This window comes from Treponema brennaborense DSM 12168 (assembly GCF_000212415.1).
In the GTDB taxonomy this organism is placed as follows: Bacteria; Spirochaetota; Spirochaetia; order Treponematales; family Treponemataceae; genus Treponema_F; species Treponema_F brennaborense.
The window spans coordinates 1842180-1853390 of sequence record NC_015500.1 but is presented as its reverse complement, the minus strand read 5'-3'; the positions used below and the strand labels follow the sequence as shown (position 1 = coordinate 1853390).

9 protein-coding genes are annotated in these 11211 nt (G+C 46.5%); 3 read left to right on the top strand and 6 right to left on the bottom strand.

Features of this window, described 5'->3' with window-relative positions:
* Window positions 1–3: 3 nt before the first annotated feature.
* The 6 genes from TREBR_RS08055 to TREBR_RS08030 all read right to left on the bottom strand — a co-directional run bounded on the left by TREBR_RS08055 (window position 4) and on the right by TREBR_RS08030 (window position 8225).
* Complete coding sequence (locus TREBR_RS08055; protein ID WP_169310631.1) at window positions 4–2088, bottom strand: helix-turn-helix transcriptional regulator; 2085 nt, start codon at window positions 2086–2088, stop codon at window positions 4–6.
* A gap of 122 nt (window positions 2089–2210) precedes the next feature.
* Entirely contained in the window at window positions 2211–2993 is a 783-nt protein-coding gene (locus TREBR_RS08050; RefSeq protein WP_013758693.1) for a sugar phosphate isomerase/epimerase family protein, read from the bottom strand.
* Between the two features lie 59 nt (window positions 2994–3052).
* A complete protein-coding gene (locus TREBR_RS08045; RefSeq protein WP_013758692.1) occupies window positions 3053–4039 on the bottom strand; it encodes an NAD(P)-dependent oxidoreductase in 987 nt (328 codons plus the stop codon).
* Window positions 4040–4050: 11 nt separating this feature from the next.
* Window positions 4051–6009, bottom strand: a complete 1959-nt coding sequence (locus TREBR_RS08040) for an FAD-dependent oxidoreductase (protein WP_013758691.1) — start codon at window positions 6007–6009, stop codon at window positions 4051–4053.
* 25 nt (window positions 6010–6034) lie between these two features.
* Entirely contained in the window at window positions 6035–6832 is a 798-nt protein-coding gene (locus TREBR_RS08035) for a 3-ketoacyl-ACP reductase (RefSeq protein WP_013758690.1), read from the bottom strand.
* Between the two features lie 4 nt (window positions 6833–6836).
* Window positions 6837–8225, bottom strand: a complete 1389-nt coding sequence (locus TREBR_RS08030) for an oxidoreductase (RefSeq protein ID WP_013758689.1) — start codon at window positions 8223–8225, stop codon at window positions 6837–6839.
* A gap of 98 nt (window positions 8226–8323) precedes the next feature.
* On the opposite strand from TREBR_RS08030, the gene TREBR_RS13675 reads away from it, so the two are divergent.
* The 3 genes from TREBR_RS13675 to TREBR_RS08015 all read left to right on the top strand — a co-directional run bounded on the left by TREBR_RS13675 (window position 8324) and on the right by TREBR_RS08015 (window position 11193).
* Complete coding sequence (locus tag TREBR_RS13675) at window positions 8324–9232, top strand: helix-turn-helix domain-containing protein (protein WP_083816468.1); 909 nt, start codon at window positions 8324–8326, stop codon at window positions 9230–9232.
* 126 nt (window positions 9233–9358) lie between these two features.
* Window positions 9359–10270, top strand: a complete 912-nt coding sequence (locus TREBR_RS08020; RefSeq protein ID WP_013758687.1) for an ABC transporter permease — start codon at window positions 9359–9361, stop codon at window positions 10268–10270.
* 44 nt (window positions 10271–10314) lie between these two features.
* Window positions 10315–11193 carry a carbohydrate ABC transporter permease gene (locus tag TREBR_RS08015; RefSeq protein WP_013758686.1) on the top strand — a complete coding sequence of 293 codons (879 nt, stop codon included), beginning with the start codon at window positions 10315–10317 and terminating at the stop codon, window positions 11191–11193.
* Window positions 11194–11211 lie beyond the last annotated feature (18 nt).

The window sequence follows — 11211 nt, the reverse complement described above, 5'->3', positions numbered from 1 at the left end:
TTCTTATAAATCCTGTTGATGTATTACTTTTTGGTATTCCGAAGGGGTCATCTCTGCATATTTGAGAAATAAGCGCGCCAGAATTTCCGCGTTGCATCCGGTTTTAGACGCAACTTCCTTTATTTTTATCAGCGGGTATTGTTTTAAAATACGACATGCCCGTTCAAATCGGAAGTGATTCAAGTATTCCTTAAAATTTCTACCCATTGCCGATTTAAATATGGTTGACACATAAGCCGGCGACAGCCGGGCCGATTCGGCCAAATCATATAGACTTATGTCTTTATTGTAGTTGCATTCAATAAAATCCTGAAATTGCCGGATTATCACCGGATTGATTGTTTTTTTTGTCATGCTGATATTTTCCGTAATCGTAGTAAGAATTTTCACTAATTTTTCTTGCAGGATTTCAAACGAAGCACATGCCGGAAGAAAAAACTGTAATGATTCGTTTAGTACTTGCAATCCGTTGTCGTCGGGCTGCAGACCGCTGATAATTCTTTGAACTGTTGCGCCGAGCAGCACCGCCAGCTGCGGTAATTGATTTTTGTGTTCCGTTTTATTTGTTTCGATGATATCGGAAAGCAACGTTTTCCACTCGTTTTCTTTCCTATTCAGTACCGCGCTGATTAACGCTTGTTCGGTTCCAAGAGAATAAAAAACGGCTTGGCTTTGCTTACTGGAAAGCAATGTTTCATGCGTTGTAACCGATGAAAACGTATCCATATACGGCTGCATATCTATCTGCCATGCGGCGTCACGGTATGATTGCGCTGCAGCCGAAATGTGCGAAACTGATTTTCCACAGGCTGCTCTGCACGCCAGTTTGTATTTTTCTTCAGTTAAAGTCAAAATCTCCGTTAGATCTGCGATTACGGCAGATAAATCGTTTGTTGAAATGAGCAAGGCAAGCGTGTCGAATTGAATTTCCGCTAAATAAAAGTCGTGGAGTGCTTTATTTGCAGCAGGATTGAAATGGGACGACAGCCGGATGTACAGATTCTGTTTTGCAATGAGAAAGGAATTGGCGGATAACGATTCGCTCTGTGTCGTCGGGATTTCATACTTTACCAGAATACAGTGAAATGCTTGTTTTCGGTCCGTTATTTTGAATCGATGCAGCTGATCCTTTACATACGGCTGCGGCAGATATCCGGTTAAAAGTTCGGCCAAAAAGTTCTTTTTCAGCATTGCCGTATAATTCTTTACGGATGTTTCAGCTGACGACAACTCTGCGGAAAGCTCCGTGAATGCGTTTGCTATAATGGAAAACTCATCCGCATCAGTTTCCGATTTTTCGACTAATGTGAGCAGCTGTTTGATCGGTTCGTACAATTTTCTGGTGTATATATGCCCGATAAGTATGATGGAAAATATAATTCCGACGGTGATCATAAAAACCGTCAATAATTTTAGTGAATATACTTGAAATTGAGGCAGTTTTAAGTCATAACGCAGCGACGGGATCTCTGATGCAATACTTCGGATTTCAGTTTTCTTCAATACTTTTTTTGCAAAACGGGTGTAGATGAGCGTGTCGTTTTGGTATAATGAAAAATCTCCTTTTGAACTGATATTCGTATCGAAAAATTGCTTTTCACTATATAAGAAAAACAGGTAAAACGGTGTATTGTACCACGTGCGGTCGTAATTAATAATGATGATCATCGGCTGATTTTGATCGTTTTTGACTGATTTTACGATAAACGAATGAGACGGATTATTTTTTTGCATATCTGTTCGTATTTGAGAAAAATCATCCGGTGTTATAAAAAATAATTTTAGAAAAGTTTCCAAATCACCGTTTAATTCTGATGAAATACCGTAGTTATCGTTGGCAACGGTAAGCCCGATTATTTCTTGCTGATAATTTGAAAAATTGTAAAGGCGCTGTATTTCCTGTTGCAGTTTTAACTGGTAATACGCTGTCGGTTCCGTTTTCTGCATGAAATCGGTCATTTGTTTTGACGCGGCAATCATATTGACGAGGAAATGACAGAACCTGATACGGGTGTCCGTGTATTCTTTGAATGTGGTCAACTGCAGTTTGCTGTTGGCATCGTATTCGTTTTTTGCGTTAAGGCCCATTCTGATAAAATATGATAACGCGGCGACGCATACCAGCGGAATGGATATTAAATAGAACATTTTGATGATTTTCGTATAATACTTTCTGTTTTTTCTCACGCTGAATGCTCCGAATGATACTGTCAGTAAGTGATTTCCTTCAAAATTTGCGCGTCGGCTATAAATTGCCGCGGTTTGTCATTACGTACGAATTCGGTTAAAAGCGGACAATCGGGTTTTGATAATTGCATCCAATATTGTTTCCACACATTCTTTGCAGGATGCATCGGATGCCGGATATTACCCGGCGTCCAATTAAAACAATGGACGATGCAAATATAATCCCGTAATAGCGCTATTTCTGCCAGCTGTTCATTCATGGTGATATCCGGATTAGGCTGCCAATATGTATATACGTTCGGCATGTTGACCGTTTGCAGTAATTCAAGGCAGCTTTCTTTTGTATCCGTCAATGTTTTCCGGTGGTATTCCAATCCGATACTGATATTTTTTTCGGCAGCCATTTGACTTATTTTTTTTAGCTCATCGACGAGCCGAGCCTTATAATTCGGCGGTGCGTCTTTGCTTCCGTATTCACCTGCCCAAACGCGGATTATCGGTGCGTGCAATGCTTCCGCAACTGCAAGCGTATTTGCCCATATCCGGTCAAACGGTATCGTACGATTTGCTGCGAGTTTGTAATACGAACCGTAAGAAAATATCCGCAAACCGGCTTCGGTTGTTTTTTTTGCAACCGATTGCGCCTGCGCTACGGATTTTAACACGGCGTCTTTTTCGTCTGTTGCCGCGGGCGGTACGTGCACGTCGCCGCCCCATTCGATGCCGTCTACCCCGGCATTTCTGCACAAACTGATGATTTTGTCTGCGGTCAGTGTTCTGAATGTAATGGATGTCAGTCCGGTCATAGCTACTCCTGTAATATATCATACCGGCGGCTGCCACGAATGGCAGTAATCGTCGATTATTATGCCATCGTTTCCAGCATAGAAAGCGTAACTTCATACCGCGGTTCTTTTCCGTCGGTTATCCGCTGAAATTCGTCGAACATATATTTTCCGAGCCGCAAAACTTCTCTGCCGAAAGATCCGGCCCGGTGCGGTGAGATGAAAATATTGGGACAACTCCGATACGGATGCTGATGCGGCAGCGGTTCGTCCGGGTCCGTGACGTCGAGCAGTGCCGTTCTTGCCGGCTGTTCTTGCATTGCGCGAACGAGATCTTCCGCGCATACTTGAGCACCGCGGCCGGTATTGATAAACGTTGCGTTCGGCAGCATGGTTCGGAACAGTTCATAATTCAAAACTTCCCGCGTTTTTTCCGTATTTGCCAAATGATTCGATACGGTCTGACAGTTTGCAAAAATCCATTCCGTCGTCGTTTTCTGTACGCGCAGAAGGGCAGCGTCTTCGTCGGTCAAAAAACGGGCCGACACGTACAGATCCAGATCGTATGATTTCAGCAGCTTCATCGTTTCCCGGCTGATCATACCGCCGCCGAGAAAACCGACTTTAGTTCCATAGTTGCCGCCGAAAGATTGGGTATAATCGACAGACGCTTTGAACCCCTGTTTTGCGTAACGGTCGTGGGATTGGAAAAAACCCTTGTTGGCAAGAATTATTTGTGCAGCCGTGAATTCTGCGACCGGAACGGCATTCGCCATCCAGGCGCTGAATATGCGGACTCCCCGTGCCAGAAACGGACGCGCAAAATACTGCACCGAGCCGGCGGCATAAAATACGTATTTCAGCTGCGGAAAATACTGCTGAATATCCGTTTCACTCAAAACCGGCATTCCCCAGGTTGAAAAAATATGCGTCGTTTTAGTGTATGACTGCGGGGATTCCCGAACGGATTCATAATCGGCAATCCGGCCGGCGGTAAGTTGTTCAGGTGTAAAGCAGTTGTGCAGCTGATATTCATCTTCCTTTTTTGTCAAGAATAATATGTTCATGTCAGTTCTCCTTATAGGTGCTGTCTTTTCGTAAGGTGTTCGTTCCAGACCGTTTCAAACCAGTTTTCCGGTGCCGGCAGCGGCCGGACTTCTTCCGTTATACTTTCGTACGATGTGTTTTGCGTGCGTTTACTGATAATGCGTTTCCCGTGAGTTCCGTTCCGTTCGGGAAGCGGCTGTGCATCCGTTTTTGCTGCAAAAGAAATTGAACCGCCGCGCGACCCGAAGTCGTCGATTGCCTTTTTCATTGCCGACAGAATTGCCGCTTGACAATGCAGCATATCGTAAAATCGGTACACCGCTTTGAGTTCTTCCGGCCGGCAATCCGGCACGTATCGCTCGAAAAAGCCGTCCAATTCGGCAGCGACTGCGTTTTCAAGTTCGGTAATTTTGTCCCGATATCTGATATGGGCGGCACAGTCCGTCATGCGCTGCTGAAAATGTGCCTGCCGGGCGCGCAGCGTTTTGATTCCGTCGCCGCCCGTTTCGGCCGATGCGGCTTTGATACGGGCCGCTGCTGCAAACCGCATGAATGTATCTATTTGCTGCCGTTCGCAATCGGACAGCTCCTCCGTTCGCGGAGACGGTGTTTTCGGTTTTTCCGCAAAATTCCACGCGATATGCTGTGCCGCGCGCATTGAACCGACTTGCGTAGCGTTCAGTGCAGCTCCGCCGGGGCGGTATGCGCCGAACGTTCCTGCGCATTCGCCCGCAGCATACAGTCCGCTGATTGTCGTCTGCCAGTTTTCGTCAACCAGAATACCGCCGTTGTGATGCTGTGCGCAGACGGCTATTTCCAATTTATCGGTGTATAAATCGATGTGATGACTTCGGTACAGGGCTATTGCCTGCGGATTCATTTTTGCCAGACGTTGCACGGGCGTACCGAACAGAATATCCGACTTTTTCATGTACGTATAAGCTTCGCGGTCAAGCAGCCCGAATGCCCGTTCGCCGTCGGTATCTGCGTGCAGAACGGACGGATTCGCGGTAAAATCCAGAAATACGCGCCGTTTTTTTTCCGTCGTTTCCCGATAGACAAGTTGATCTATTACTGAAGAAGCCGACGCTTTTGCGCTGTCAAACGGCCATTGGTATCCTTTGAGAAAGACGTAGTTAAGCATTTCGGCAGGAGAAATGCCGAGTTTTCTTCCTTCACTGAAAAGAAATTCCGATTCGTCGCCGTTTTCACCGATTGAAACGTATCGGGGAAGTACTTGCTGGTAGCTGCCTGATACGTTCCATCGAAACTGAGTGGAACCGAGTCCGTACTGCCATTCCTGCAAATTTACTGCCGCCGCTCCGGCAGCGAATACGATTCCGCTCATCCCGCTGTGTCCGGCAGGATATACGCGGTTGCGGTAAACGGCGGCAGGCCCGCCGGTACACCAAACGACGTGCGCTGTTTTAAAATAGACCGGTTCAATTCCCGTATCGGCACGGCGCAGGGCAAGCAGCCCCCGCAGCGTATTCCGTTCCGTGACGATTCCGGTGACGAATGTATGATCCTCGATAGGAATACGTTTGTTGCGCACATTTTTTTCCAGAACTTCTGTCATGTATTTCGAAGTGAGCGGTCCGGCTGACGTTGCCCGTTTTGCCGGATCATGATCCGTTTTGTAACCGACGTATTCGCCGTATTCGTTTACCGGAAAATCGACCCCTAAATTTGCCAGTTTCATAAACGATTTAACCGAACAGGCCGCTTCGGTATAGGCAATCGGTCCGTCTACACCCTGTCCGCCGAAAAGCGTTTTTGCCATATCGGCAACGGAATCCGGCGGTTCCGAACCGAGCGACAATTTATAATACGTCTGCTTGTCGCTGCCGGTATTGCGCGAAGTTCCCGCCGTGCGGTTTTCGGTAATCAAGAGGATGTTTTTCCGCCCGAGATCGTAAAGCCAATCCGCCGCGTTAAAGCCGGCGCATCCGGAACCGACGACGATCGTATCATAATCGTATGTTTTCATATTTCTGTACTGCCTTTTTTATCGGTTACAGCCGCAGGATATGGAATCCGCCGTCGACGTTCACATAGTCGCCCGTTGTGTAGGTGAATTTATCGCTGCAGAACGCGCTTACCACGGCGGCAACTTCTTCAGGCATTCCCCAGCGGGGAATGGGAAACGTATTCCGTGCTATCAGTGTATCATATTTTTCCTGCACTGCGGCGGTCATATCCGTCGCGATTACGCCGGGGCGAACTTCGTGTACGAGAATTCGTTCTTTTGCCAATCGATCCGCATATAATTTTGTCAGCATGCTCATGCCCGCTTTTGAAACGCAGTATTCCCCCCTCGTTACGGATGAAACTTCGGCAGAACAGGACGATATGTTTACGATTACCCCTTTTTTTGCCGTCTGGGTTTTTTCCCGATATGCTGCCTGCTCGAACGGTTGTGCTATCATTTGTTTTGCGACTGCTTGCGTCAAAAACATTACTGCTTTGGTGTTGATATTTTGCACTCGGTCGTAACTTTCTTCGCCCATTTCAAGCAAATCAGTTCTTTCAAGCGGCGCTACACCGGCGTTGTTTATCAGTGCGTGAACGGCGCCGAAAACGGAAACCGTTTCCGAAACGATGCGTTCCCTGTCGTTCCGGTTTTCGATATGTGCTTGAACATAGTGCAGGGGAATGCCGTTCCGGGAAAACCAGTCCAGCCGATCTTTGTGGTGCTCATATGATCCGGTTGCGACTGCAACGATGTTATAACCGTCCTGTCCGAGCTGTTTGGCGATTTCATAGCCGATACCGCGGCTGGCGCCGGTAACGATAGCCGTCCGTTTTTGCATACTGTCAATCCTTTTGCTTGCGGCGGTTTTCCGCTTCAATTCTGTATTTTTTGTACATGGGACCGTAAATTTCTTTGTCCTTTATTACACAGCCGGTTTTGCCGTGATCCCGCATGATTTGCGTACAGCAGCTGCAGGTAATACAGCATTGTGCCGCATCCAGCGCGCCGCGTTCGATAATATCGCGCGGAGCTTGCGGGTATGCGAACATTTCGCGTCCTAATCCCATGAACGAGCAGCTGCCCGATTTCAGGTTCGCCGCACCCGCATAAGGCAGAAACTGTCTGAGCCACGAATATCCGTTTCCCACGACGGGTACGGAACGCGCTGCGTTCTGTATCTGGCGGGTAAAGTCGAACAGCCGTTCGATACTTTTCAGTTGATGTTCTTCCGGTACGGGAATTCCCTGGCTTGAAGTGTCGAACGGCCGGGTAATTTGCGGGTACCGATAATAGGGATTTCCCTCCGAATTGCTTATCAGTTGCACTCCCGCACGTATCATTTCCTGCACTAACCGCAGCGGTTCGGTACTGTCGAATTGCATGCAGTCGTCTTTTTGAATGCCGAATCCGTACGGATACGGATGTGCGTCAAAAACATTAAATCTGGAGGCGATTATAAAATCGTTTCCCGCCGCCGCTTTGACGGCTTTAATCGTCTGCAGCAGGAATCTGCTTCTGTTGGAAAAGTCGCCGCCGTACGGTCCGGCTCTGGTATGGGCTGCCAGCAGTTCGCTTACCAAGTATCGATGGCACGCTTTTATATCTACGCCGTCGAATCCCGCTTTTTTTGCCAGCAAAGCCGATTTCACATATCGATCGGTAAGTTTGTCAAGATATTCATCGCTGACAATTGCCGCGTCCGATATGACGCCGCTTACCGGATCAAGAAGCGGATCCCGCTGCGGTACCAGCGGCGCCGGCGTGTGGCCGTGCGGCCGCGCATACCGACCCGAATGGGTCAGTTGCAGAATGACGACCGGACGATGCGTTTTGGCGAGATTTTCGCCGGAAAACGCCTGCGCGGCCGATGCGTGTATTTCGCCTATTAGTTTTTGAAACGACTGCCAGTTTTTATCGGTAATCATCAGCTGCAGTTCGTTTGCCTTTCCTTCGGGAACGACGGCGTTGGCTTCAGCCCAGATGAGACCGGCGCCGCCGCGTGCAATCCGCCGGTATCGCCTGAATACCGATTCGCTCGGAGATCCGTCCGGATTAGAATCACATCCTTCCATAGGAAGCGACGCTATTGCATTCGGCGCGGCAGTATGACCGATCGGTACGCGGCGGGAAAAAACAGAAAAATCAGTATCCAAATCGATTGCGAGTTTCCGAACCGCAATATCATGTTTTAAATCGGATAACGAAGTGTAGTTAAACGGGTGATGCGGCATAATGATTCCTTGTCAGTAACGGAACTGATTAACGCTTATTTAAAAACGCGCTTCCGTTCTGCTCGTTTTCATGATAAGATATAAATTCTTCCGTATCTATGTTGATTTTTGCGCGAAAATATGTTTTTTTTGCGATTCGGAAATCGAGGTGCAAGCAGCGTATGTGTATTGACGAAACGACTCTTTTTTCAAATCGGGATCATTTTTCCATTTCATTGAAAAAAGGCGGCGGATCCCGTGTTTTTGAGCATCATTCTCACTTTCAATATGAATTTTTTTACATATTGTCAGGGCATATTACGTTTGAAATTGCCGGAAAACATTTTACGGCGTGCGAAGGTACCATTTTTTTTCTCAATATGGCGGAAGATCATTGCGTTTATCACGTTTCACCCGAGTGTACCAGGTACGTTTGCCTGATATCGGAATCATTGCTTGCCGATGCCGTAAAAAATCCTCGGTTACATTCGATTTTTATCAATAAAAATATGCATATAATTCCCGCATATACGTTCGGCAGTCATAGGAAATCGGCGGTTACGTTGTTTTTCAGCGAATTGCTGCGCGAATTCGAAAAACAGGACGATTTGTGGGATACGCAGGCGGCGGTGCTTCTGAACGGTATTTTGCTGCTTTTATACAGGGAAAATAAAGATTTGTTTACATCGTGCGATTCAGATCGTAAACGGTGCGTGCTGCTTTTATATAATTATATAGCCGAAAATCTTGCCGGAGATCTGTGTCTCGATGTGCTTTCCCGTGTCTGTTCATTAAGCAAATATCATATGACTAGACTGTTCAAGGAAGTGACCGGATCGGGATTAAAGGAATATATCATTTCCGTCCGTGTAAGTGAAGCAAAAAACCTTCTTTGCTGTACGGATTTGCCGATTACCGGTATCTGCGAACGGGTAGGCTTTATGGACGTAAATCATTTTATCAGGACTTTTAAAAAACATACTGCAACCACTCCGTTCCGATACCGGAAACGGCTGAATTCCCTCTGATTTAGATCGAAACGTCCGGAAAGTAAAAGAATCACGGGTTTTTCAAAAAAAATACTTCTTGTCAATTATCAAAACGCTGATAGACTGGTTTCAGAAACATAAAATCTGATTTACAAGGACTATGGTATGAAACGGAATCGTCGCCGGATTTTTGATAGCGATCAGCGGATGCTTTATCTGATAGGGCTGCCTTTTATTCTTTGGTATGTCGTTTTTGAATATAAACCGATGACCGGTTTATTAATTGCGTTTCAGGACTACAATCTGTTTAAAGGTATTGCCGGAAGTGCGTGGATCGGACTGCGGAATTTTGCGGATTTCCTTTCCAGCCCATATTTTTACGTAACGCTGAAAAATACGCTGATATTGAACGTATGGGGATTACTGATTGCCTTTCCGTTTGCAATTCTCTTTGCACTTTTGCTGAATGAAGTCCGCGGAAAATTGTTCCGGTCGTTTGTTCAGACGGCAGCCTTTTTGCCTTATTTTGTGGCGATCGTCGTTGCCTGCGGTATTTTTATAAACATGCTTTCCCCGACGACCGGTATCGTAAATCGGCTGCTTGAAGCCGTCGGAGGGGAACGGCGGTATTTCCTTTCAATTCCCGAATATTTTCCGGCGATTTTTACCGGTTTGGGAATATGGAAAAACACCGGATTTAACGCGCTGTTGTATTTGGCGGCGCTCAGCGGAATTGACGAGTCTTTGTACGAAGCTGCCAAAATAGACGGAGCGAATAAGTTTCATCAGCTGCTGCACATTACGCTGCCTTCCATTATGCCGACTATCATTATTACGCTGATATTGCGTATCGGAAGTATGCTGAATGTCAGTTTTGAAATCGTATTGTTGCTGTATCAGCCTGCAACGTACGCAACCTCGGACGTTATCAGCACGTACGTATATCGATTGGGTATGGAACAGCAGAATTTCGGACTTTCTACCGCCGTCGGGTTGTTCAACGCAATTATCGGATTTTTCTTGGTATACGGCTCAAATAAAATAAGCAAAAAAATGTCCGAAACGAGTTTGTGGTAACGGCTGCCGCCGTACTGCAGTGTAATTTTTATGGAGGTATATGTATGTTAAAAAACACCGTGACCGAAGAATCATTGTATAGCCGCGTAAACGGTATCTTTTTATGCATTCTCAGTTTTCTGTTTTTGTATCCGCTTTTGTATGTGTTTTCGGCATCGTTAAGCCGGCCGATTCACATACTGATGGGGGATGTCGTGCTGCTGCCGAAAAGTCTGACGTTTGATGCATATAAAGAAGCTTTCCGAATTCCGCTGTTTTGGCGTTCTTATGTCAATACGGTTGGAATCACGCTCGTCGGGACGGCGGTAAATATGTTCTTTACCGTTTCCGGAGCGTACATGCTGTCCAAAAAGAATCTGAAAGGGCGGACGTTTTTTACGTTAATGGTCATTCTCATCATGTGGTTCGATCCGGGTATGATTCCGCGATATTTGAATTTCAGATCTTTGGGATTGATCAATACGTATACGTCGGTAACGCTCGGATTTGCAATCAGTACGTTTAATCTGATTATTCTCAAATCTTTTTTTGAAAGCGTTCCGGCCTCTCTTGAAGAGTCGGCCCGCATCGACGGGGCGAATCAGCTGCAAATCATGCTGAAAATCCATTTGCCGCTTTCGGGCGCGGCGCTTTCAACCGTATCCGTGTTTTATGCCGTGTCAAGGTGGAACGGCTATTTTTGGTCGATGATACTCCTCACCGATGATAAAAAAGCGCCGCTGCAGGTACTGCTTAAAAAACTCATCGTGGAACAGAACATGAATGCCGATGCGGGCTCCCTGATTACGGGAGGCAGTACTTCATCTCCGGAGACCGTAATTTACGCAGTTATAATTCTGTCGATAGTACCCGTACTGCTTTCGTATCCGTATATTCAGCGTTTTTTCAAAAAAGGCGTCATGCTCGGTTCCGTAAAAGGCTGAGCTGAGAATGAAATATTT

What these genes read in the sequence shown, in the direction of transcription:
- TREBR_RS08020 (WP_013758687.1), top strand. Translation starts at nt 9,359, where the DNA reads ATGAAACGGAATCGTCGCCGGATTTTTGATAGCGATCAGCGGATGCTT.
- TREBR_RS08040 (WP_013758691.1), bottom strand. Translation starts at nt 6,009, where the DNA reads ATGAAAACATACGATTATGATACGATCGTCGTCGGTTCCGGATGCGCC.
- TREBR_RS08050 (WP_013758693.1), bottom strand. Translation starts at nt 2,993, where the DNA reads ATGACCGGACTGACATCCATTACATTCAGAACACTGACCGCAGACAAA.
- TREBR_RS08030 (WP_013758689.1), bottom strand. Translation starts at nt 8,225, where the DNA reads ATGCCGCATCACCCGTTTAACTACACTTCGTTATCCGATTTAAAACAT.
- TREBR_RS08045 (WP_013758692.1), bottom strand. Translation starts at nt 4,039, where the DNA reads ATGAACATATTATTCTTGACAAAAAAGGAAGATGAATATCAGCTGCAC.
- TREBR_RS13675 (WP_083816468.1), top strand. Translation starts at nt 8,324, where the DNA reads ATGTTGATTTTTGCGCGAAAATATGTTTTTTTTGCGATTCGGAAATCG.
- TREBR_RS08015 (WP_013758686.1), top strand. Translation starts at nt 10,315, where the DNA reads ATGTTAAAAAACACCGTGACCGAAGAATCATTGTATAGCCGCGTAAAC.
- TREBR_RS08055 (WP_169310631.1), bottom strand. Translation starts at nt 2,088, where the DNA reads ATGGGCCTTAACGCAAAAAACGAATACGATGCCAACAGCAAACTGCAG.
- TREBR_RS08035 (WP_013758690.1), bottom strand. Translation starts at nt 6,832, where the DNA reads ATGCAAAAACGGACGGCTATCGTTACCGGCGCCAGCCGCGGTATCGGC.